This is a genomic window from Pseudomonas sp. FG29 (assembly GCF_057809355.1).
Window position 1 is genome coordinate 185,830 of sequence record NZ_JBMDJU010000004.1, and the last position, 23,140, is coordinate 208,969.

At 61.9% G+C, this 23,140-nt stretch carries 19 protein-coding genes, 2 tRNA genes and 1 pseudogene; 19 read left to right on the plus strand and 3 right to left on the minus strand.

Going from position 1 to position 23,140, the window contains the following annotated elements; genetic code table 11:
* Positions 1–23: 23 nt before the first annotated feature.
* The 10 genes and pseudogenes from miaA (at position 24) to ACODS1_RS07510 (ending at position 9,769) form a co-directional block, all read left to right on the plus strand.
* Positions 24–995, plus strand: a complete 972-nt coding sequence (miaA, locus tag ACODS1_RS07465; protein WP_489085131.1) for a tRNA (adenosine(37)-N6)-dimethylallyltransferase MiaA — start codon at positions 24–26, stop codon at positions 993–995.
* 100 nt (positions 996–1,095) lie between these two features.
* The gene (gene hfq, locus ACODS1_RS07470; protein ID WP_159970151.1) at positions 1,096–1,356 is read left to right on the plus strand and encodes an RNA chaperone Hfq; all 261 of its coding nucleotides are present in this window, start codon (positions 1,096–1,098) and stop codon (positions 1,354–1,356) included.
* Positions 1,357–1,369: 13 nt separating this feature from the next.
* Positions 1,370–2,671, plus strand: coding sequence for a ribosome rescue GTPase HflX (gene hflX / locus ACODS1_RS07475; protein WP_322979762.1), 1,302 nt, complete (start codon positions 1,370–1,372; stop codon positions 2,669–2,671).
* 97 nt (positions 2,672–2,768) lie between these two features.
* Positions 2,769–3,938, plus strand: coding sequence for an FtsH protease activity modulator HflK (hflK, locus tag ACODS1_RS07480; RefSeq protein WP_489085132.1), 1,170 nt, complete (start codon positions 2,769–2,771; stop codon positions 3,936–3,938).
* Positions 3,938–4,807 (plus strand): protease modulator HflC, encoded by an 870-nt coding sequence (gene hflC, locus ACODS1_RS07485; RefSeq protein WP_489085133.1) that lies wholly within the window; start codon positions 3,938–3,940, stop codon positions 4,805–4,807. Before hflK ends, hflC begins: the two co-directional genes overlap by 1 nt.
* Before the next feature lie 127 nt (positions 4,808–4,934).
* Positions 4,935–5,120 (plus strand): DUF2065 domain-containing protein, encoded by a 186-nt coding sequence (locus ACODS1_RS07490; protein ID WP_489085134.1) that lies wholly within the window; start codon positions 4,935–4,937, stop codon positions 5,118–5,120.
* 37 nt (positions 5,121–5,157) lie between these two features.
* Positions 5,158–6,345, plus strand: coding sequence for an ATP phosphoribosyltransferase regulatory subunit (locus tag ACODS1_RS07495; RefSeq protein WP_489085135.1), 1,188 nt, complete (start codon positions 5,158–5,160; stop codon positions 6,343–6,345).
* A 56-nt stretch (positions 6,346–6,401) separates the two neighbouring features.
* The gene (locus ACODS1_RS07500; protein ID WP_322979757.1) at positions 6,402–7,697 is read left to right on the plus strand and encodes an adenylosuccinate synthase; all 1,296 of its coding nucleotides are present in this window, start codon (positions 6,402–6,404) and stop codon (positions 7,695–7,697) included.
* 953 nt (positions 7,698–8,650) lie between these two features.
* Positions 8,651–8,911: pseudogene (locus ACODS1_RS07505) on the plus strand (HAMP domain-containing protein); the annotation flags it as partial.
* Positions 8,909–9,769 carry a methyl-accepting chemotaxis protein gene (locus tag ACODS1_RS07510; protein ID WP_489085184.1) on the plus strand — a complete coding sequence of 287 codons (861 nt, stop codon included), beginning with the start codon at positions 8,909–8,911 and terminating at the stop codon, positions 9,767–9,769. The pseudogene ACODS1_RS07505 and the gene ACODS1_RS07510, both read left to right, overlap by 3 nt.
* Before the next feature lie 122 nt (positions 9,770–9,891).
* Here the strand turns inward: ACODS1_RS07510 and ACODS1_RS07515 are convergent.
* Both ACODS1_RS07515 and ACODS1_RS07520 read right to left on the minus strand, forming a co-directional pair.
* Positions 9,892–9,978: transfer RNA gene (locus ACODS1_RS07515), tRNA-Leu, on the minus strand.
* An 82-nt stretch (positions 9,979–10,060) separates the two neighbouring features.
* A tRNA-Leu gene (locus tag ACODS1_RS07520) sits at positions 10,061–10,147 on the minus strand.
* A 207-nt stretch (positions 10,148–10,354) separates the two neighbouring features.
* Here ACODS1_RS07520 and rnr point away from each other — a divergent pair.
* The 8 genes from rnr (at position 10,355) to alr (ending at position 18,624) form a co-directional block, all read left to right on the plus strand.
* Complete coding sequence (gene rnr / locus ACODS1_RS07525) at positions 10,355–12,847, plus strand: ribonuclease R (RefSeq protein WP_322979755.1); 2,493 nt, start codon at positions 10,355–10,357, stop codon at positions 12,845–12,847.
* Positions 12,844–13,593, plus strand: a complete 750-nt coding sequence (rlmB, locus tag ACODS1_RS07530) for a 23S rRNA (guanosine(2251)-2'-O)-methyltransferase RlmB (protein ID WP_322979754.1) — start codon at positions 12,844–12,846, stop codon at positions 13,591–13,593. The genes rnr and rlmB overlap by 4 nt, the downstream gene beginning before the upstream one ends.
* A 259-nt stretch (positions 13,594–13,852) precedes the next feature.
* On the plus strand, positions 13,853–14,275 hold the full coding sequence (gene rpsF / locus ACODS1_RS07535; RefSeq protein WP_159970161.1) for a 30S ribosomal protein S6: 423 nt from the start codon (positions 13,853–13,855) through the stop codon (positions 14,273–14,275).
* 28 nt (positions 14,276–14,303) lie between these two features.
* Positions 14,304–14,534, plus strand: coding sequence for a 30S ribosomal protein S18 (rpsR, locus tag ACODS1_RS07540; protein WP_159970162.1), 231 nt, complete (start codon positions 14,304–14,306; stop codon positions 14,532–14,534).
* A 36-nt stretch (positions 14,535–14,570) separates the two neighbouring features.
* Positions 14,571–15,452, plus strand: coding sequence for a hypothetical protein (locus ACODS1_RS07545; protein WP_489085136.1), 882 nt, complete (start codon positions 14,571–14,573; stop codon positions 15,450–15,452).
* Positions 15,453–15,473: 21 nt separating this feature from the next.
* Entirely contained in the window at positions 15,474–15,920 is a 447-nt protein-coding gene (rplI, locus tag ACODS1_RS07550; RefSeq protein WP_322979752.1) for a 50S ribosomal protein L9, read from the plus strand.
* 120 nt (positions 15,921–16,040) lie between these two features.
* Positions 16,041–17,435, plus strand: a complete 1,395-nt coding sequence (gene dnaB / locus ACODS1_RS07555; protein ID WP_322979751.1) for a replicative DNA helicase — start codon at positions 16,041–16,043, stop codon at positions 17,433–17,435.
* A gap of 112 nt (positions 17,436–17,547) precedes the next feature.
* Entirely contained in the window at positions 17,548–18,624 is a 1,077-nt protein-coding gene (gene alr, locus ACODS1_RS07560; RefSeq protein WP_489085137.1) for an alanine racemase, read from the plus strand.
* On the opposite strand, the gene ACODS1_RS07565 is transcribed toward alr, so the two are convergent.
* Positions 18,621–20,537 (minus strand): diguanylate cyclase domain-containing protein, encoded by a 1,917-nt coding sequence (locus ACODS1_RS07565; protein ID WP_489085138.1) that lies wholly within the window; start codon positions 20,535–20,537, stop codon positions 18,621–18,623. The genes alr and ACODS1_RS07565 overlap by 4 nt on opposite strands.
* Before the next feature lie 282 nt (positions 20,538–20,819).
* Here ACODS1_RS07565 and ACODS1_RS07570 point away from each other — a divergent pair, with 282 nt between their 5' ends.
* Positions 20,820–23,111 (plus strand): YgiQ family radical SAM protein, encoded by a 2,292-nt coding sequence (locus ACODS1_RS07570; RefSeq protein WP_489085139.1) that lies wholly within the window; start codon positions 20,820–20,822, stop codon positions 23,109–23,111.
* The last annotated feature ends 29 nt before the right edge of the window (positions 23,112–23,140 follow it).

The window sequence follows — 23,140 nt, forward strand, 5'->3', positions numbered from 1 at the left end:
TTTTCGTGTTTCGAGTCATGCCGATGTCTTCCCTTCCTCCCGCAATCTTTCTGATGGGGCCGACCGCCGCCGGCAAGACCGATCTGGCCCTGGAGCTTGCGCGCGTGCTGCCGTGCGACCTGATCAGCGTCGACTCAGCGTTGGTCTATAGAGGCATGGACATCGGCACGGCCAAACCGGACAAGGCCGTGCTTGCCGAGTTTCCTCACGCTCTGATCGATATTCGCGACCCGTCTGAAAGTTACTCGGCAGCAGATTTCCGTGCCGATGCTCTGGTGGCGATGGCGCAAAGTACCGCCCGTGGCCGCATCCCGCTGCTGGTTGGCGGCACCATGCTCTATTACAAGGCCTTGCTCGAGGGGTTGGCCGACATGCCCAGCGCCGATCCGGCCGTGCGTGCCGAACTGGAGTCGCGCGCTGCGGTGGAGGGCTGGGATGCGCTGCATCGCGAGCTGGCTGAGGTCGATCCCGAGTCGGCGGCGCGTATTCATCCCAATGATCCGCAGCGTCTGGTGCGGGCGTTGGAGGTGTATCGCGTCAGCGGCCTGAGCATGAGCGAGCATCGTCGCCGGCAGCAAGCTGGAAACCCCGACTCAGACACGCTCGGTTCAGGACAATTGCCCTATACTGTTGCGCAGCTTGCTATCGCTCCGGTCGAACGGCAGATTCTGCATTCACGTATCGCGCAACGTTTTCACGCGATGCTGGAACAGGGCTTCATCGAAGAGGTCGAAACCTTGCGCAAGCGAAGTGACTTGCACGCGGGATTGCCGTCTATACGAGCGGTGGGCTATCGCCAGGTCTGGGAGTATCTGGATGGCGGGCTGTCCCGGGCAGAAATGACCGAGCGCGGCATCATCGCGACGCGTCAGTTGGCCAAGCGTCAATTCACCTGGTTGCGTGGCTGGGGCGATCTGCAGTGGCTGGACAGCCTGGCCTGCGACAATCTGCCTCGCGCCTTGAAATACCTGGCGAGCGTCTCCATATTGGAATGAGACCTTGCCGCTTGCCGTCTATCCTAGAAGATGGGCGACCTGAAGCCATTGTTCACCTACTAAAACTATTGAAATTTGATCCTCGAAAGGAGTGCGGCACATGTCAAAAGGGCATTCGCTACAAGACCCTTACCTCAATACCCTGCGTAAGGAACGCGTCCCGGTTTCCATCTATCTGGTCAACGGCATCAAGCTGCAGGGCCAGATCGAATCTTTCGACCAGTTTGTCATTCTGCTGAAGAACACCGTCAGCCAGATGGTCTACAAACATGCCATTTCCACCGTCGTGCCGAGCCGTCCGGTTCGTCTGCCCAGCGCAGGTGATTCCGAGCAGGGCGAGGGTGATCTGGGTAACGCCTGATTAGGGGGCTGCATTGTTCTTCGAACGTCATGAAGGCGGTGAACGGGCCATTCTGGTGCATCTGGAGGGCCAGGACTCCGAGGCGAGCGAAGATCCCCAGGAGTTTCAGGAACTGGCCATGTCGGCAGGTGCTGACATGGCCGCTTTCTTCAGTGTCCCCAGCACTCGACTGACTGCCAAATACCTCATCGGTAGCGGCAAGGTCGAAGAGCTGCGCGATCAGGTCAAGGCCCTCGAGGCTGATCTGGTCATCTTCAATCACACCCTTACGCCCAGTCAGGAACGCAACCTCGAACGCGCTTTCGAGTGTCGTGTGCTCGATCGCACCGGGTTGATTCTCGATATCTTCGCCCAGCGTGCGCGTACCCACGAAGGCAAACTGCAGGTGGAGCTGGCTCAGCTCGACCACATGAGCACGCGCCTGGTACGTGGCTGGACTCACCTCGAGCGGCAGAAGGGCGGTATTGGTCTGCGTGGCCCGGGTGAAACCCAGCTGGAGACCGACCGTCGGCTGTTGCGCGTGCGTATTCGCCAGATCAAGCAGAAGCTGGAAAAGGTGCGCAGCCAGCGTGAGCAGGCGCGTCGCGGGCGCAAGCGTGCGGACATTCCATCGGTTTCGCTGGTGGGTTACACCAACGCCGGCAAGTCCACGCTGTTCAATGCCCTGACCACTTCTGAGGTGTACGCGGCCGACCAGTTGTTCGCCACGCTCGACCCGACCTTGCGTCGCCTCGAGCTGGATGATCTCGGGCCGATCGTTCTGGCCGATACCGTGGGCTTCATTCGTCACTTGCCGCACAAGCTGGTCGAGGCCTTCCGCGCTACGCTGGAAGAGTCGAGCAATTCCGACCTGCTGTTGCACGTGATCGATGCCCATGAGCCCGAGCGCATGGCGCAGATCGAACAGGTGCAGAACGTCCTGCAGGAAATCGGCGCTCATGAGCTGCCGATGCTCGAGGTATACAACAAGCTGGATTTGTTGGAAGGTGTCGAGCCACAGATCCAGCGTGATGGTGACGGCAAGCCGGTGCGTGTCTGGCTGTCGGCGCGTGAAGGGCGTGGGTTGGACTTGCTGCGACAGGCAGTGGCAGAGCTGCTCGGTGACGATCTGTTCGTCGGTACCTTGCAGTTGCCGCAACGACTCGGGCGCCTGCGAGCGCAGTTCTTCGCTCTCGGAGCGGTGCAGAACGAAGGGCATGATGAACAGGGGCAGAGTCTGTTGTCGGTAAGGCTGCCGAGGGTTGAGCTCAATCGTCTGGTCAGTCGTGAAGGTCTGGAGCCACAGGCGTTCATCGAGCAACATACTTTGCAATAAAGCCTGGGACGCTTGCTTTGCTGTCGATACAGGGCTTTGGGTAGCATTGGCCGGCGCGCCGTGGGCGCGCCTTCGCTTTATCAGTACGGAGAACGCTATGGCTTGGAATGAGCCGGGTGGAAACTCGAACAATCAAGACCCTTGGGGCGGCCGCAAAAAAGGCGGTGGTCGGCAGGGCCCGCCAGACCTCGACGAAGCGTTCCGCAAGTTGCAAGAGAGCCTCAATGGCTTGTTCGGCGGTGGCAAGAAGCAGAACGACGGCGACTCCGGTCGCAGTGGCGGCGGTGGCTTCGGCCTGCTGCTGGTCGGCCTCGGCCTGCTGGCCGTGATCTGGCTGTACAGCGCCATCTATGTCGTCGACGAGCAGGAGCAGGCCGTGGTGCTGCGCTTCGGCAAGTACCATGAGACTGTCGGCCCGGGCCTGAACATCTACTTCCCGCCGTTCGATCGCAAGTATCAGGAGAACGTCACCCGCGAGCGTGCCTACAGCAAGCAGGGGGCGATGCTCACCGAGGACGAGAACATCATCGAGGTGCCGCTGACGGTGCAGTACCGCATCAGCAATCTGAAGGATTTCGTCCTCAACGTTGATCAGCCCGAGGTCAGCCTGCAGCACGCTACCGACAGTGCCGTGCGTCACGTGGTTGGTTCCACCGAGATGGATCAGGTGCTCACCGAAGGTCGTGAGCTGATGGCCAGCGAGGTGCGTGAGCGCCTGCAGCGCTTCCTCGACAACTACGCCACGGGTATCACCGTCACTCAGGTCAACATCCAGAGTGCTGCTGCGCCGCGTGAAGTGCAGGAAGCCTTCGACGACGTGATTCGTGCGCGTGAAGACGAGCAGCGTGAGAAGAACCAGGCTGAATCCTATGCCAACGGTGTGATTCCAGAGGCGCGCGGCCAGGCGCAGCGCATGCTGGAAGAGGCCAACGGTTATCGTGATGAGGTCATTGCCCGTGCTCAGGGTGAGGCTGACCGCTTCACCAAGCTGGTGACCGAGTACCGCAAGGCACCCGAGGTCACTCGCGAGCGCCTGTACCTCGACACCATGCAGGAGCTGATGAGCAACACCAGCAAGGTGCTGGTCACCGGCGACAAGGGGCAGAACAACCTGCTCTACCTGCCGCTGGACAAGATGATCGACAGCCGTGCCGGTTCCTCCAGCGCCAGCCAGGCGGGTGGCACTGGCAACATGGCCCGCGATCCAGCCGTACCTGCGAGCAGCGATCTGTCCCAACGTAACCTGCGTAGCCGGGAGAGCCGTTGATGAGCAACAAGTCCCTGATCGGCCTGATCGTGGCCGTGGTTCTGGCCCTGGTGGCATGGAACAGTTTCTACATCGTGGCGCAGACCGAGCGTGCGGTATTGCTGCAGTTCGGCCGTGTGGTCAATCCTGACGTGCAACCGGGTCTTCATATGAAGATCCCTTACGTCAACCAGGTGCGTATCTTCGATGGTCGCCTGCTGACGCTGGACTCGACGTCCTCGCGCTTCCTCACCCTGGAGAAGAAGGCGCTGATGGTCGATGCCTATGCCAAGTGGCGAGTGAAGGATGCCGAGCGTTTCTACCAGGCAACCTCCGGTATGAAGCAAGTGGCTGACGAGCGCCTGGCGCGTCGTCTCGAGGCATCGCTGCGTGACCAGTTCGGTAAGCGCACCCTGCACGAGTCGGTGTCGGGTGAGCGTGATGCACTGATGTCGGACGTGACCGCAACCCTCAATCGTGCTGCCGAGCGTGAGCTGGGTATCGAGGTGGTGGATGTGCGGGTCAAGGCCATCGATCTGCCGCGCGAGGTCAATCGCAGTGTGTTCGAGCGCATGAGCACCGAGCGTGAGCGTGAGGCGCGTGAGCACCGTGCCAAGGGCCGTGAGCTGGCCGAGGGTATCCGTGCCGATGCTGACCGTCAGCGCCGTGTTCTGATCGCCGAGGCTTATCGCCAGTCCGAAGAGTTGCGCGGTGATGGTGACGCCCAGGCGGCTGCTATCTATGCCAAGGCCTATGGTCAGGATCAGGAGTTCTATGGCTTCTATCGCAGCCTGAAAGCCTACCGCGAGAGCTTCGCCGACAAGCGTGACGTGCTGGTGCTCGACCCGAGCAGCGACTTCTTCCGTTATCTGGAGAAGTCCAAGCCCTGAGCTCGTCTAGACAGCGACAAGTGACGCCTGGTGTTCACTTGTCGCTTCAAGCTTGTGGCCTGAATGTTTTAGCGTGGTATCATGCGGCAGCCGGGAAAATCCCGGCTTTTTTGCGTCTGTGGGAATCATGTGGCAGGAACTCGGCATCGCACTGTGTCTGGTACTGGTGCTGGAAGGCATCCTGCCCTTCCTCTATCCGCGCCAATGGCGTGGAGCGGTTGTATTGGCAGCTCGCCTGCCCGACCGCCGACTGCGCCTGATGGGGCTGACCAGCATGTTGCTGGGAACAGCGCTCCTTTATTTGCTTCACTGAAGGCTTGTGCCGCCCGGATCGAGAGGGGAATGGCGAAATGGCAACGGTAGACCGCTGGCTGCTGCCAGATGGCATCGAAGAAGTACTGCCGCCGGAGGCGGCGCGCATCGAGGCAGCCCGCCGTCAGGTGCTGGATCTGTTTCAACGCTGGGGTTACGAGTTCGTCGTCACTCCGCATATCGAATACCTGGAATCCTTGCTGACCGGTGCCGGACAGGATCTCGACCTGCGTACCTTCAAGGTGACCGACCCGTTATCGGGGCGGCAGATGGGCTTTCGTGCCGATATCACGCCGCAGGTGGCGCGTATCGACGCGCACACCCTGCGTCGCGAAGGGCCGAGCCGTCTGTGCTATGCCGGTAGCGTGCTGCACGCCAAACCGCGCGCGCTGACCACCTCGCGCAGCCCGATCCAGTTGGGCGCCGAGCTGTATGGCGATGCCAGCCCGGCCAGCGATATCGAAGTGATCAGCCTGCTGGTGGAAACCCTGGAGCTGGCGGCCGTACCTGATGTGCACATGGATCTCGGGCATGTCGGCATCTACCGCGGCCTGGCACAGGCTGCCGGACTTTCCGGCGAAGCCGAGCAGCAGCTGTTCGATGCGCTGCAGCGCAAGGCCATGGACGAGATCGAGGCGCTGACCTCGGGCTTGCCTGCAGGTCTCGGCAGCATGCTGCGTTCGCTGGCTGAACTCTGTGGCGGCCGCGAAGTGCTGGATCTGGCGCAAGCCGCTCTGGTCGAGGCGCCGGAGGCCGTGCACGCCGCACTGGACGAGCTGATGGCGATCGCCGACGCGCTGGAGCTGCGTTATCCCGAGCTGCCGCTGTATTTCGATCTGGGTGAGTTGCGTGGCTACAACTACCACACGGGCGTGGTGTTCGCCGCGTTCGTGCCGGGCGAGGGTGGTGCCATCGCTCAGGGTGGTCGTTACGACGATACCGGTGCCGTTTTCGGCCGCGCCCGCCCGGCGACCGGCTTCTCCACCGACCTGAAGACCCTGGTGACCCTGGGTGATATGCGTCTGGACGAAACGGTCAGCGGCGTCTGGGCGCCAGACAATCATGATCTCTATCTGTGGCAGGCCGTTCGTCGTCTGCGTGGTGAGGGCGAGCGCGTGGTACAGGCGCTGCCCGGGCAGAGCGAGGCGGATGCGCGCGAAGCAGGCTGTGACCGCCTGCTGACGCTGCGCGATGGACGTTGGCAGGTGGCGCCCCTGGCGTCCTGAATTCATTTTCGCCGGCCCGTAGCCGGCATCGAAGCTTGCGCGAAGAGGACAAGTTTATGGGTAAGAATGTCGTCGTCCTGGGCACCCAGTGGGGTGATGAGGGCAAGGGCAAGATCGTCGACCTGCTCACCGAGCAGGCCGCAGCAGTCGTGCGTTATCAGGGCGGCCACAATGCTGGCCATACCCTGGTGATCGACGGTGAGAAAACCGTCCTGCACCTGATTCCGTCCGGCATCCTGCGTGAAGGCGTCGAGTGCCTGATCGGCAATGGTGTGGTCGTCGCCCCCGATGCCCTGATGCGTGAAATCACCAAGCTGGAAGAGAAGGGTGTGCCGGTGCGCGAGCGCCTGCGCATCAGCCCGGCCTGCCCGCTGATTCTGTCCTACCACGTGGCGCTGGATCAGGCGCGCGAGAAGGCGCGTGGCGACGCCAAGATCGGTACCACCGGTCGCGGTATCGGCCCGGCTTACGAAGACAAGGTCGCGCGTCGCGGTCTGCGCGTCGGTGACCTGTTCCACCGTGAGCGTTTCGCCGCCAAGCTGGGTGAGTTGCTGGACTACCACAACTTCCAGCTGGTCAATTTCTACAAAGAGCCGGCCATCGACTTCCAGAAAACCCTGGATGAGTGCATGGAGTACGCCGAACTGCTCAAGCCGATGATGGCTGACGTGACAGCCGTGCTGCATGATCTGCGTCGTGAAGGCAAGGACATCATGTTCGAAGGTGCTCAGGGCTCCCTGCTGGACATCGACCACGGTACCTACCCCTACGTCACCAGCTCCAACACCACTGCTGGCGGCATCGCCACTGGCTCCGGTTTTGGCCCGCTGTACCTGGACTACATCCTTGGCATCACCAAGGCCTACACCACTCGTGTCGGTTCCGGTCCGTTCCCGACCGAGCTGTTCGACGACGTCGGTGCCTTCCTTGCCAAGCGCGGTCACGAGTTCGGTGCCACCACCGGTCGTGCTCGTCGTTGCGGCTGGTTCGATGCCGTGATCCTGCGTCGCGCAATCGAGATCAACAGCATCTCCGGTCTGTGCCTGACCAAACTGGACGTGCTCGACGGTCTGGAAACCATCCGCATCTGCACCGGTTACAAGGATGCCAACGGCCAGGTGCTGGTCGATGCGCCGACCGATGCCGACAGCTATATCGGTCTGCAGCCGGTGTATGAGGAAATGCCGGGCTGGAGCGAGTCCACCCTGGGTGCCAAGAGCCTGGAAGAGCTGCCGGCTGCTGCCCGCGCCTACATCAAGCGTGTGGAAGAGCTGGTGGGTGCACCGATCGACATCATTTCCACCGGCCCGGATCGCAACGAGACCATCGTCCTGCGTCATCCGTTCGCCTGATCGAGAACGCTCGATCCGCCAAAAGACCGCCTCCGGGCGGTCTTTTTGTTTCCGAATAACGGGCATGAAGCTTGCGTGCGCTCAATAAATCGTCAAAGTTGCCGTTATAGCGATCAGGTTCGTGAGGAGAGTCGCCAGTGTTCGCCATTATCTCGATGTTACGCAGTCGTCTGTTGCGTCCGGTGTTCATTGCGCTCGGCCTGGCCATGCTGGTGCAGGTGGGGTTGGCGGTGTGGTTGATGCGCGCCTCGGTGAACGACATGGTCGAGGATCTTGCCCAGCGCCTGGGAGGCGAAAGCCTGCGTCTGGGACAGGAGTTGAACGTCGCACAGCAGGAGATGAGTCAGGGGCTCGCCGCGCTTTCGCAAAACACTCGCTCGCGTCTGGCTGAAGGGCTCACGACTCAGCTCAAGGGTGAGCAGGCGCAATTGCGCAGCGTGCTGGAGGGCAGTCTCAAACAGTCGGGTCAGTCCCTCGCACAACTGTTGGCCGGGGTTGCGCCCAAGTCGATCTGGGATCTCGATATCCCGGCATTGACTGCCCTGACCCGCATCGCACAGCAGGACCCAGCTGTGCTCTTCGCCGTCATCTACGATGCCGAGGGCAAGCGTTTGACGCGCAACTTCAATCGCAGCAATGAGCAGGTGCGCGCGCTGATTGCCACTGGGCAGGGGGATTCGCCGCTCGATAAGCTGGTCGATGCCGCCTCGCATAGCCCGAACGTCTACATCGTCGAGGCGGACATCAATCCGATGGGGGCGTCCATCGGCAAGATTCAGATGGGGCTGTCGCTCGACGTGGTCGAGCGTGAGCTGCAGGCGCTCGATGGCCGTTTCAATACACTGGTCGATGGCGCTGGCAAGCTGGTCGACAGCAGCCTCTCGGGCGCTTCGGAGGAGGCCACGCGAACCCTGCGTGAGCGCCTGCAATCGGCTGAGCGTTACACCCAGGAGATGGCGCGTAACGGTGGGGAGTCGGTGCGCGAGGCGGCGGACGGCTTGCGCTGGAATATCGCGCTGGGTCTGCTCCTGGTTGGCTTGTTGGCGCTCGTGGTAGTGGCGCTCGTGCTGGGCTGGCGGGTGCTGAGTCGTTTGCGTCTGCTCAGTGATGCGCTCAATGACCTTGCCGCCGGTGAAGGTGACCTGACCCGGCGTGTAGAGATTCACAGTCAGGACGAAGTGGGGGAGATGGCAAGTGCGGTCAACCGCTTCATGGACAAGCTGCAGCCCATCGTGCGCGAATCGGGCGAAGTGGCGCTGCGTACCGGCGAACAGATTCGCAGCCTGACCCAGCGCGGCGGCGCTGCCGAGTCGGCGGCTGGTCGTCAGCGTGACGAAGTGGCGGGATGCCTGCAGGCGCTGGAGCGGATGGCCGATGAAGCACAGGCCGAGAGTCAGGCGATGCAGGAAGCGCTGCAGCGTGTGGAGACGATTCGTGCTGCGGCGCGCGAGAACGGCGCTATTGCTCAGCGCCTGTCTTCGCTGATCGAGGGGCTGGTGGCGCGGGTCGCGGACGGCTCGGCAGTGATCGAGCGTCTGGCCAAGCAGAGTGAGCAGATCGAAGTGGTGCTGACGGTGATTCAATCCATCGCCGAACAGACCAATCTGTTGGCCCTCAATGCCGCCATCGAAGCGGCGCGTGCCGGCGAAAGCGGTCGCGGCTTTGCCGTGGTGGCGGATGAGGTGCGCGCCCTGGCGAGCAAGACGCAGCAGTCGACCGGCGATATCCAGACCCACATCGTCGCGCTGCAGCGTGGGGCGCAGGAGGCGGTGGCCGCGATTGCTCAGGCGGGCGAGCAGGGCAGCGATGGGCTTGAGGTGCTGCGCGACAGTGCTCGTCTGCAGCAGTCGGTGCAGCAGTCGGTGGATGACGTGCATGGCGCCATCAATGCTGCGACTCAGGCGGCGGCTCATCAGGCAGAAGGGGCGGGGGCGGTGCGTGGGCGTGTCGAGGTCATTCACGCCGAAGCGCAGCATGCGGCCGAAGCCGTGGCAGCGATTGCCGGTAACGCGCGCGCACTGGATGAGCTGGCGGCGCAACTGAAGGCGAGTCTGGGACAGTTCAGGGTCTGAAACGGCAGCAGGCTGCGGGCGGCAGGCAGGAGCGAACAGCCTGTCGCCCCGTGTTGCCAGTCTGTCGCTGCTTTTTCTCAGGCAATAAAAAACCGAGCCATTCGACTCGGTTTTTTGAAATTTGGTGCCCAGGAGAAGACTCGAACTTCCACGGCCGTTAAGCCACTGATACCTGAAACCAGCGCGTCTACCAATTCCGCCACCTGGGCACTGCAGCAATGTTCGTCGTTACCGACACGGAGCGTTGCATCCGTTATTTGCAAAATGGGTTATCAATCCACTTCACGAATTTGGTGCCCAGGAGAAGACTCGAACTTCCACGACCGTTAAGTCACTGATACCTGAAACCAGCGCGTCTACCAATTCCGCCACCTGGGCACAGAAACCGATGAATCATCATCTGCTTCGTGTTACAACGTCTGCTCGACGCTGTGGGCGCGAACTATACGGGCGGGCATTTACCTTGTAAACCCCTGACCGCAAAAAAATTATTGTCGCCGGAAAAGCTGCCGCGAATGGCGTTTTCGCGCTTCAATAGGCAAATGGCATACACCTTTATACATAAGCATAGGTAATCCTTCCTACATGGCCGATTGGCAATCCCTCGATCCCGAGGCCGCCCGCGAGGCGGAAAAATACGACAACCCCATCCCCAGTCGCGAACTGATCCTGGCCCATCTGGCCGAGCGTGGTTCGCCTGCCAGCCGTGAGCAACTGGTCGAAGAGTTCGGTCTCGACACCGAAGACCAGCTCGAAGCGCTGCGCCGCCGTCTGCGCGCCATGGAGCGCGACGGCCAACTCATCTATACCCGCCGCGGCACCTACGCGCCGGTGGACAAGCTCGATCTGATCTGCGGGCGCATCAGCGGTCACCGCGATGGCTTCGGTTTTCTGGTGCCGGACGATGGCAGTGACGATCTGTTCCTCAGCCCGGCGCAGATGCGCCTGGTATTCGATCGCGACCGCGCCCTGGTGCGCGTGGCAGGCTTCGACCGCCGTGGTCGTCGTGAAGGCGGCATCGTCGAGGTGATCGAGCGTGCTCACGAGAGCATCGTGGGTCGCTACTACGAAGAAAACGGTATCGGTTTCGTCATCCCCGACAATCCCAAGATCCAGCAGGAAGTGCTGGTCACCCCGGGGCGCACTGCAGGTGCGCGTATCGGTCAGTTCGTCGAGATCAAGATCACCCACTGGCCGACTCAGCGCTTCCAGCCGCAGGGCGATATCGTCGAGGTGATCGGCAACTATATGGCGCCGGGCATGGAGATCGACGTGGCGCTGCGCAGCTACGACATCCCGCACGTCTGGCCTGAGGCCGTGGTCAAGGAAGCGCGCAAGCTCAAGCCCGAGGTGGAAGAGAAGGACAAGGAGAAGCGCGTCGACTTGCGTCACCTGCCCTTCGTCACCATCGACGGTGAGGATGCGCGTGACTTTGACGATGCCGTGTACTGCGAGAAGAACAGCAGCCGCTGGAAGCTGTTCTCTGGCGGCTGGAAGCTCTACGTAGCCATCGCCGACGTGTCGCATTACGTCAAGGTTGGTTCGGCGCTGGATGCCGAGGCGGTCGAGCGTGGCAACTCGGTGTACTTCCCCGAGCGCGTCGTGCCGATGCTGCCGGAGGAGCTGTCCAACGGCCTGTGCTCGCTCAACCCGCATGTCGATCGCCTGGCCATGGTCTGCGAGATGACCATGTCCAAGAGCGGCCAGATGGTCGACTACAAGTTCTACGAGGCGGTGATCCATTCCCACGCGCGCCTGACCTACAACAAGGTCAGCCTGATGCTGGAGGATGCCAAGAGCAGCGAGGGCAAGGCTCTGCGCAGCGAGTACAAGGACGTGCTGCCGCATCTCAACCAGCTCTATGCGCTGTACCAGGTGCTGGTTGCGGCGCGTCACGAGCGCGGTGCGATCGACTTCGAAACGCAGGAAACCCGTATCGTCTTCGGCACCGACCGCAAGATCGACGAGATCCGTCCGACCCAGCGCAACGATGCGCACAAGTTGATCGAGGAATGCATGCTGGCGGCCAACGTGGCCACCGCGCGCTTCATGCAGGATCACGATATTCCGTCGCTGTACCGCGTGCATGATGGCCCACCGCCGGAGCGCCTGGAGAAGCTCAAGGCTTTCCTTGGCGAGCTGGGGCTTTCGCTGCAGCGTGGCAAGTCCAAGGACGGTCCGTCGCCCAAGGACTACCAGCGCCTGTTGGAAAGCATCCGCGAGCGTCCGGACTATCACCTGATTCAGACCGTGATGCTGCGCTCGCTCAGTCAGGCGGTATACAGCGCGCAGAACGAAGGACACTTCGGCCTCAACTACGAGGCCTATACCCACTTCACCTCGCCGATCCGTCGCTACCCCGATCTGCTGGTGCACCGCGCCATTCGCAGCGTGGTGCGTTCCAAGCGTGAAACCAAGCATGTGGAGCGCGCGGGCGCGGCGGTCATGCCCAAGGCGCGTATCTATCCATACGATGAGGCGGCCCTGGAGAAGCTCGGCGAGCAATGCTCGATGACCGAGCGCCGTGCCGACGAGGCGACCCGTGACGTGGTCAACTGGCTCAAGTGCGAGTTCATGCAGGATCGTGTCGGTGAAACCTTCGCCGGCGTGATCACCGCTGTGACCGGCTTCGGTATCTTCGTCGAGCTGCGCGATATCTACGTGGAAGGGCTGGTGCACGTTACCGCGCTGCCGGCCGACTATTACCACTTCGATCCGGTTCACCATCGCCTGTCCGGTGAGCGTAGCGGCCGCAACTTCCGTCTCGGCGACAGTGTCGAGGTCAAGGTGATGCGCGTCGATCTGGACGAGCGCAAGATCGATTTCGAGCTGAGCCAGACCAAGGCCGGCAAGGGCGATGAGGCGCGTCGCGGTGGCAAGTCGAGTGGCATGGGTAATACCGACGTGCAGAAGAGCCGGGACGTGAAGAAGGCGCTGTTGGCTGGCGCCAAGGCAGGCAAGGGGGCTGGCGGCAAGTCGGCTAGCAAGCCGAGCAGCACTTCGCGCAAGGGATCCGGGCGTGGCGACAGTGCCCCGTCATCTGCCAGCAAGCCGCGCAAGCGTAAGGCCAAGTCATGAGTGATCTGGAAAAGATCTACGGCGTACATGCCGTAGAAGCCCTGTTGCGTCATCACCCCAAGCGGGTGAAGCAGGTCTGGCTGGCCGATGGCCGCAGTGATCCTCGGGTGCAGCCCTTGCTGGAGCTGGCTGCGCAATCTCGCGTTAAGGTGGGGCAGTGCGAGCGCCGTGAGATGGATGCCTGGGTCGAGGGCGTGCACCAGGGCGTGGTTGCCGATGTCAGCCCCAGTCAGGTCTGGGGCGAGGCGATGCTCGAGGAGTTGCTCGATCGCTGCGAAGGCCCGCCTTTGCTGTTGGTGCTCGACGGTGTGACCGATCCGCACAACCTGGGGGCTTGCCTGCGTACGGCAGATGCAGCCGGTGCATTGGCTGTGATCATCCCCAAGGACAAATCGGCCACACTCAACGCCACGGTGCGCAAGGTGGCCTGCGGTGCCGCGGAGGTGATTCCGCTGGTGGCGGTGACCAACCTGGCGCGCAGTCTGGAGAAGCTGCAGCAGCGCGGCCTGTGGGTGGTGGGTACGGCCGGCGAGGCCGAGCAGGAGGTGTATCAGCAGGACATGACCGGGCCAACGGTGCTGATCATGGGCGCCGAGGGCAAGGGCATGCGCCGCTTGACCCGCGAGCACTGCGATTATCTGGTCAAGCTGCCCATGGCCGGCAGTGTCAGTAGCCTCAACGTCTCGGTTGCGACCGGTGTCTGCCTGTTCGAGGCGGTGCGCCAGAGACGCAGCCGCCAGGCATAGTCTCACGCTGCAAGTAAAAGCCCGAAGCTGCAAGCGCACTGATTCGCTTGCAGCTTGCAGGGAGCGGCCACCCCCTTGCAGCTTCTGTTCAAATATTCACCAATCCACCTTGCGTGCGGCAGGGGGCTTCTCTAGAATGGCGCCCCTTGCCGTGACGGCAGGCCTTTTCGCGCCTACCGCCTGGCAAGCTCATCACGAGAAAAACCCACTCCTTGCCTGACCACCTAAGTTGGCAGGCTACAACCCGTAAGGAGCATTTATGCGTCATTACGAAATCATCTTTCTGGTTCACCCGGATCAGAGCGAGCAAGTCGGCGGCATGGTTGAGCGTTACACCAAGCTGATCGAAGAAGACGGTGGCAAGATTCACCGCCTGGAAGATTGGGGCCGTCGTCAGCTGGCTTACGCCATCAACAACGTCCACAAAGCTCACTACGTCATGCTGAACGTAGAGTGCACCGGCAAGGCCCTGGCCGAGCTGGAAGACAACTTCCGCTACAACGACGCCGTGATCCGTAACCTGGTCATCCGTCGCGACGAGGCTGTCACTGGCCAGTCCGAGATGCTGAAGGCCGAAGAAAACCGCAGTGAGCGCCGCGAGCGTCGTGAACGTCCTGAAAACGCTGAAAGCAATGACAGCGATGACAGCGACAGCAACGACAGCGACAACGCTGACGAGTAATCCACGGATCTATTGAGGAGCCAATCACATGGCACGTTTCTTCCGTCGTCGTAAATTCTGCCGTTTCACCGCTGAAGACGTGAAAGAGATCGATTTCAAGGATCTCAACACTCTGAAAGCCTACATCTCGGAAACCGGCAAAATCGTTCCCAGCCGTATCACCGGTACCAAGGCTCGTTATCAGCGTCAGCTGGCCGTCGCTATCAAGCGCGCCCGCTTCCTGGCCCTGCTGCCCTACACCGACAGCCACGGCCGCTGAGATCGGACAGTCGACAAGCGTTAAGGAATAGATCGCATGCGCGCCCTGGCTGAATACATCATGCGCGGCCGCATGCAGGCCACCCTCGTGGTGGCAGGTTCGAGTGTTTTACCGTTGTTGTTCTGGGTCGGTGCTGCTGCGAGCAGTCTGGTATTGCTGCGCAGAGGGCTGAGTGATGCATTGGGCATCCTGGTCTGGGCATTGTTTCCGGCGCTTTACATCTGCTACCTCGGCGAGCCGAGTGTATTGCTGGTGATGCTGGGGACATTGGTGTTGGCGCACGTATTGCGTACGACTACCTCCTGGATTCGCGTGCTGATGGCGTGCATTCCGCTTGGCATCGTCTTCATGCTGCTGGCCAATACGGTGTTTGCGGGTGTCCTCGAGAGTTATGTCGAGGTGTTCAAGCAAGCACTGGCCGAGTTGCCCGCCGGCTCTGCAGGCGGGGCGACCGACGAGCAGATTCAGAACATGCAACGGGTACCGCTGCTGCCGTTTTTGCAGGGCATGATGACGTTCTTCTGGTTGAGTACCAGCGTTCTCGGTCTTGTTCTTGCGAGGTATTGGCAAGCGTTGCTGTACAACCCGGGCGGTTTTGGCGAGGAGTTCCGCCAGATTCGCCTGCCGGCGCTATTGGCGATCGCTCTGCTGGCAGGTGTGCTTTTGGCACCGGCGCTGCTGGGCGATGCGGGTTGGGCGGTCACGCTGGTCTGTATGCTGCCGCTGATGCTGGCTGGTCTGGCGCTGGGGCACGGGTTGATCGCCATGAAGCAGTTGTCCAGCTTCTGGTCGATTGGCCTCTATGTAGCGCTGCTGGTAGCGATGAACCTGATCTGTTTACTGGCCGTTATCGACAGTCTGTTTGATTTTCGTGGTCGGCTTGCTCGCAAGAGCGGCCCCACGAACGGTGAAGGTTAAAAGTTAAGAGGTAAGACCCAAATGGAAGTCATCCTGCTGGAAAAAATCGCCAACCTGGGCAACCTGGGCGATAAAGTGAATGTTAAAGCCGGTTACGGCCGTAACTTCCTGCTGCCGCAAGGCAAGGCCACCGCTGCTACCGCTGAAAACGTAGCTGCGTTCGAAGCCCGCCGCGCCGAGCTGGAAAAAGCCGCTGCCGACAAGAAAGCGTCCGCCGAAGCTCGCGCTGCTCAACTGGCTGAGCTGGAAGTCACCATCACCGCCGTTGCTGGCGATGAAGGCAAGCTGTTCGGTTCGATCGGTACCCACGACATCGCTGACGCCCTGACCGCCTCCGGCGTTGAAGTGGCCAAGGCTGAAGTTCGCCTGCCCAACGGTACCATCCGTCTGGTCGGCGAGTACGACGTTGCGCTGCACCTGCACACCGACGTTGAAGCCTCTGTAAAAGTGATCGTGGTCGCTGCCTAATCCGCAGTGGTCATGGCAGGTTTGCACTGCGGTGCGGGTCTGCCAAAATCGGGCACGTCATTGCGCAAGCGGTGACGTGCCCGTTGTTTTTCTACCGCCGTATTTTTTCGCCCCGAGCCTATGAACGACATCAGCATCCCCGAGCAATACGATCTGCAGACCGCTGCCTTGAAAGTGCCGCCGCACTCCATCGAGGCCGAGCAGGCGGTGCTGGGCGGGTTGATGCTGGACAACAACGCCTGGGAACGGGTGTTGGACGGGGTGTCCGATGGTGACTTCTATCGTCATGACCATCGCCTGATCTTTCGCGCAATCTTCAAGCTGGCCGAGCGCAACGAGCCGTTCGATGTGGTGACGCTGTCCGAACAGCTGGACAAGGAAGGGCAGTTGTCGCAGGTGGGGGGGCTGGCTTATCTGGCCGAGCTGGCGAAGAACACGCCCTCGGTCGCCAACATCAAGGCCTACGCACAGATCATTCGCGAGCGCGCCACGCTGCGCAAACTGATCAGTATCAGCAACGAGATCGCCGACAGCGCCTATGCCCCGGAAGGCCGCACCGGCGAGGAAATTCTCGACGAGGCCGAGCGCAAGATCTTCGAGATCGCCGAGGATCGACCCAAGACCGGTGGGCCGGTTGGCATCAACGACATTTTGGTCAAGGCCATCGACCGCATCGACGAGCTGTTCAACAACGGCGATGCAATCACCGGTCTGTCCACCGGCTTCGATGATCTGGACAACCTGACCAGCGGCCTGCAGCCAGCCGACATGATCATCGTCGCCGGCCGTCCGTCGATGGGTAAGACCACCTTTGCCATGAACCTGGTGGAGAACGCGCTGATGCGCAGCGACAAGGCGATTCTCGTCTACTCGCTGGAGATGCCCTCGGAGTCCATCGTCATTCGTATGCTCGCCTCGCTGGGGCGCATCGATCAGACCAAGGTACGTGCCGGTCAGCTCGACGACGACGACTGGCCGCGTCTGACCAGTGCGGTGAACCTGCTCAATGATCGCAAGCTGTTCATCGACGATACCGCCGGTATCTCGCCGAGCGAGATGCGTGCGCGTACGCGGCGTCTGGCCCGTGAGCACGGTGAGATCGGCCTGATCATGGTCGACTACCTGCAGCTGATGCAGATTCCCGGCTCCAGCGGCGACAGCCGGGTCAACGAGATTTCCGAAATCTCGCGCTCGCTCAAGGGCCTGGCCAAGGAGTTCAACTGCCCGGTTATTGCCCTGTCTCAGCTCAACCGTGGCCTGGAACAGCGCCCCAACAAGCGCCCGATCAACTCCGACTTGCGTGAATCCGGGGCGATCGAGCAGGACGCCGACATCATCCTGTTCGTCTACCGCGACGAGGTGTACCACCCGGAGACCGAGTACAAGGGTGTGGCCGAAATCATCATCGGCAAGCAGCGTAACGGCCCGCTGGGCACCGCGCGCCTGGCCTTCCTTGGTAAGTATTCGCGCTTCGAGAACCTGGCACCGGGTAGCTATCAGTTCGACGACGAATAGATCGCGTCCACGTGCGCTGCGCTTTTCGCGGCAACGGTGCAGCGGCACAGATCAATGAAAACGGGCGGCCAACGGTTAAGATGGTCGCCCGTTTTTCCTTCAGGCCCCTGCCATGCGTCCGCTTGCCGCCATCGTCGATCTCTCCGCCATCGCTCACAATTACGCCATTGCCAAGCGCTGTGCGCCTGGACGCCAGGCGTTTGCGGTGGTCAAGGCCAATGCCTACGGGCATGGCGTACGTGAGGTGGTGACGGCTCTGTACGACAGTGCCGACGGCTTCGCGGTGGCCTGTCTGGAGGAGGCGGCAGAGGTGCGTGCCATGCATGGCGAGGCGCGCATTCTGTTGCTCGAAGGTTGCTTCGAGGCCAGCGAGTACGCCATTGCTGCCCAGCTCGAACTGGATCTGGTCGTGCAGAGTGCCGCGCAGGCCGAAGTTCTGATTGCCAGCGAGCTATGCCGACCACTGAACGTCTGGCTCAAGCTTGATTCGGGTATGCACCGTCTGGGTTTCGAGTCCGCCGAGTTGCGTCTATGGCATGCGCGTCTGCAGGATGCCGGTCAGGTCGCCGAGCTCAACCTGATCAGCCATTTCGCTTGTGCCGATGAGCGTGGTCATGCCCTGACCGAGCTACAGGTCGAGCGTTTTCTCGATCTGCTCGATCTCGATTTCAACCAGCGTTCGTTGGCCAATTCAGCTGCCGTGCTGACCATTCCGGCGGCCCATATGGACTGGCTGCGCCCCGGCATCATGCTCTACGGGGCAACGCCATTCGCTGATCTGAGTGCCCATGATCTGGGGCTTGAGCCTGCGATGACGCTGGCGGCGCAGGTCATCGCCATCCGCGAGGTGGCGGATGGCGAGAGTGTCGGTTACGGCGCCGCATGGGTAGCGCAGCGGCCGTCGCGTATCGCCACGGTCAGCTGTGGCTACGCTGACGGTTATCCGCGTCACGCGCCCAGTGGCACGCCGGTGTGGGTCGATGGCCAGCGGGCGTCGTTGGCCGGACGGGTTTCCATGGACATGTTGGCGGTGGACGTCACGGATCTGCCGCACGTACAGGTGGGCAGTGCCGTCGAGCTGTGGGGCGCGAACCTGCCGGTGGACGAGGTGGCGAACGCCTGCGGCACCATCGGCTACGAGTTGCTGAGCAAGGTCACGGCGCGGGTGCCGCGCCGCTACGTCGGTTAGGTACGGCTGCCCAGGCCGCTGGGGACTTTCAGCACATCCAGTTGCAGACAGGCCTGTTCGCTCAGTTCGCCATCGTCGCCATGGATACGTGAGCCTGAGCGGCCCAGTTCCTTGACCCGATACAGCGCCTGATCGGCCGCCTTGTACAGGCCGGTGAAGTGACGCGCATGGCGTGGATAGAGTGCGCCACCGATGCTGATGGTCACGCGCAGGCGTTCGGCGCCGAAATGCACGGCTTCCGACAGCTCCGCCAGCAGGCGCTGGGCGATCTCCCGCGCCTGGCTTTCGGCGTCGCTGCCACAGATCAGTGCGGCGAACTCGTCACCGCCCAGGCGTGCCACCGCATCACCTGCACGCACATGCTCGCGTAGACGCTTGGCGATGACCTGCAGCATCAGGTCACCCGCCGCATGGCCGAAGCGGTCATTGATCGGTTTGAAGTGATCCAGATCGATCAGCAGCAAGGCCACGCTTTCCTGATGCCGTTCGGCGTGAGCCAGGGCCGATTCGCAGCGCTCCACCAAATAGCGGCGATTGGGTAGCTCGGTCAGTGGGTCATGGAAGGCGGCATGCTGCAGCTCGCATTCGCGGGCGCGCAGTTGTTCGTTGGTGGCGGCCAGCTCTGCCGTGCGCAGGTTTACTGCCGTTTGCAGTTCGTCGGCACTCGCCTGCAGTTGCGCCAGGCGCGCGGTTTTCTCGCGGTCGGCCTGCTGCAAGGCTTCCGCGCGCTCCTGCTTGAGCATCTGGATGCGATAGGCGAGGGCGAAGGAGAAAAGGATGGATTCGGCAGCGACTGCCAAGGGGAAGACATAGGCATTCCATTGCGCTGGTTGCAGCACGCCAGTGGTGCGCAGCAGCAGGATGGAAACGCTGCCCAGCACCAGCCCGTAACCATAAAGATACAGCTGTGCGGGGAAGAACCCCTGGCGCCAGCGAATGACGGCGCTACCCAGTGCCGCCGGAATGCTGGTCAATGACAGCAGGGCGATGGCCCAGGCAGCCAGATAGCGCTGCTCGAACAGGTTGAGCACGATAGCCGCGAGGTAGATGGCGCAGGCCATGTTCAGCAGGTGGTGCGCCCAGCGTACGTAGATGCGCGTCTGCAGCAGCGTCTGGGTAAAGCGGCTGGCGAACAGCCCCCAGAGCGAGGGCAGGGTGATGCGGTCGATCCAGGCCGGAACCGGGTGGTTCGGCCACAGGTACTGCGCGCCGTGGCCGGTCATGCTCATGATGAACAGCAGGGCGAAGGCAGTGGTCAGTACGTACCAGAAATATGCCCGGTCGCGCAGCGAGATGAGGATGAACAGGTTGTACAGCAGCAGGGCGAAGACCACGCCGTAGATGGCGCCGAGCCCGAGGTTTTCGTGTGTCGCCAGTTGCGTGAGATCGTCGAGCTGCCAGATACGCAGCGGGAAGGAATTACCGGCGGGATCGAAGGCGCGCAGGTACAGCGTCAGGGGGCGTTCGTCGAGGTTGGGCAGATCGAACACCATGCGCCGATAGGGATGATCCCGGCTTTCGCTGAACGCGACACGCTCGCCTGCCTGACGCAGGTGCCAGCCACCCTGACCGTCCGGCAGGTAAAGCTGCAGATCGAGCTGGGTCACCGAGCCGACCTCCAGCTCCCATTTCGACGGCGCATCGGGTGCGCGCTGCAGGCTGAGCTTGATCCACCAGGGATGCAGGCTCTGTCCGACACTGGCGCGGCCGTTGCCTGGCTGAAAGCGAGCCTGTTGTTCGGGCGACTCGATGTCGCTGATGGTCAGGGTGCCTTGAGGATCTTCCAGCAGCTCGATGTGCGCGTTGAGCGGCATGCCGCTGCTGGCGTCGCTCAGCACTACGGGGGGCGCGGCCTGGCATGTGGCGCCCAGCCCCAGGAGAACAATGAAGGATAAGATGAGGCGCTGCAGCATAGGTATCCTGAACAGGGTCACCAGATGCTTGAGTATATGCACAGGATTGTTCTCGAACGAAAACAAATATGGCGTATGGCTAGTGCGCGAAGTGCCTGATTTATGGGCTATTGCGTCGTCGACCAGGGCTGCTGGTGGCCGCCAGAAACAATGCGCAGCCGCAGGCTTGAGCGCTCTGTTGCCTGGCGTTGATGGGCGGATAAACCCAGCGTATTAGTCTGGTTTGGTTAAAATTTGTGCTATCATCCGCGCCCCCCCGTGATAGCCCGCTGATCAAAAAATATGCAAGCCGCCAAGCCGCTGTTCGACTATCCCAAGTACTGGGCCGAGTGTTTCGGGCCCGCGCCCTTCCTGCCGATGAGCCGGGAAGAAATGGATCTGCTCGGCTGGGACAGCTGCGACATCATCATCGTCACCGGTGATGCCTACGTCGATCATCCCTCGTTCGGCATGGCGATCATCGGTCGCCTGCTCGAAGCCCAGGGCTTTCGCGTCGGCATCATTGCCCAGCCGGATTGGCGCAGCAAAGACGACTTCATGAAGCTCGGCGAGCCGAACCTGTTCTTCGGCGTCGCGGCGGGCAACATGGACTCGATGATCAACCGTTACACCGCGGACAAGAAGATCCGCAGCGACGACGCTTATACCCCTGGCGGTCTGGCTGGCAAGCGCCCGGATCGCGCCAGCCTGGTGTACAGCCAGCGTTGCAAGGAAGCCTACACCCATGTGCCGGTGATTCTTGGAGGCATCGAGGCCTCCCTGCGCCGTATCGCCCATTACGACTACTGGCAGGACAAGGTGCGTCGTTCCATCCTGATGGACGCCACCGCCGACATCCTGCTCTACGGCAACGCCGAGCGTGCCGTGGTGGAAATCGCCCAGCGCCTGTCGCGAGGCGAGAAGGTCGAAGCCATCACCGATGTGCGCGGTACTGCATTCGTCCGCCGTGATACGCCCGAGGGCTGGTTCGAGGTCGACTCGACCCGTATCGATCGCCCCGGCCGTGTCGACAAGATCATCAACCCCTACGTCAACACCCAGGACATGGAAGCTTGTGCCATCGAGCAGGCTAAGGGGCCGGTCGAAGACCCGAATGAAGCCAAGGTCGTGCAGATCCTCGAAAGCCCGCGCATGACCCGCGACAAGACGGTGATCCGCCTGCCGTCGTTCGAGAAGGTGCGTAACGACCCGGTGCTCTACGCCCACGCCAACCGCGTGCTGCACCTGGAAACCAACCCAGGCAACGCCCGTGCGCTGGTGCAGAAGCATGGCGAGGTGGACGTGTGGTTCAACCCGCCACCCATCCCGATGACCACCGAGGAAATGGATTACGTGTTCGGCATGCCCTATGCGCGCGTGCCGCATCCGGCCTATGGCAAGGAGAAGATCCCGGCCTACGAGATGATCCGTTTCTCGGTGAACATCATGCGCGGCTGCTTTGGCGGCTGCACCTTCTGCTCGATCACCGAGCACGAGGGCCGCATCATCCAGAACCGTTCGCACGAGTCGATCATCCGCGAGATCGAGGAAATGCGTGACAAGGTGCCGGGCTTCACTGGCGTGGTCTCCGACCTCGGCGGGCCGACCGCCAACATGTACCGCATCGCCTGCAAGGATCCGGAGATCGAGAAGCACTGCCGCAAGCCGTCCTGCGTATTCCCGGGCATCTGCGAGAACCTCAACACCGATCACTCGTCGCTGATCGAACTGTACCGCAAGGCCCGCGCGCTGCCGGGCGTGAAGAAGATCCTGATCGCCTCCGGCCTGCGCTACGACCTGGCCGTGGAGTCGCCGGAGTACGTCAAGGAGCTGGTCACCCACCACGTTGGCGGCTACCTGAAGATCGCCCCGGAGCACACCGAGCGTGGCCCGCTGGACAAGATGATGAAGCCGGGCATCGGCAGCTACGACCGCTTCAAGCAGATGTTCGAGAAGTACTCGAAGGAGGCGGGCAAGGAGCAGTACCTGATTCCGTACTTCATCGCCGCGCACCCGGGCACCACCGACGAGGACATGATGAACCTCGCCCTGTGGCTCAAGCGCAATGGCTTCCGCGCCGACCAGGTGCAGGCCTTCTACCCGTCGCCGATGGCCACCGCTACGGCCATGTACCACTCGGGCAAGAACCCGCTGCGCAAGGTCACCTACAAGAGCGATGGCGTCGAGATCGTCAAGAGCGAGCAGCAGCGTCGCCTGCACAAGGCCTTCCTGCGCTACCACGATCCCAAGGGCTGGCCGCTGCTGCGCGAAGCGCTGGAGCGCATGGGCCGTAGCGATCTGATCGGCAACGGCAAGCACCACCTGATCCCCACCTACCAGCCGCAGACCGACGAGTATCAGAGCGCGCGGCGCAAGAACTCGACGCCGGCTGGCAGCAAGAAGGTGGGGGCCGCCGGTGGCAAGATACTCACCCAGCATAACGGCCTGCCTCCACGCGCCAGTGACGGCAGCAAACCCTGGGACAAGCGCGAGCAGGCCAAGGCCGCAGCCTTCGCCAAGTTGCAGGAGCAGAAGAAGGGGGCTGGCAAGGGCACCGGTGGGAAGAAGAAGCCGCGCCCTGTCGCACCACGCTGACTTGTGCCGTGGGTGGTTGGCGTCTCGCG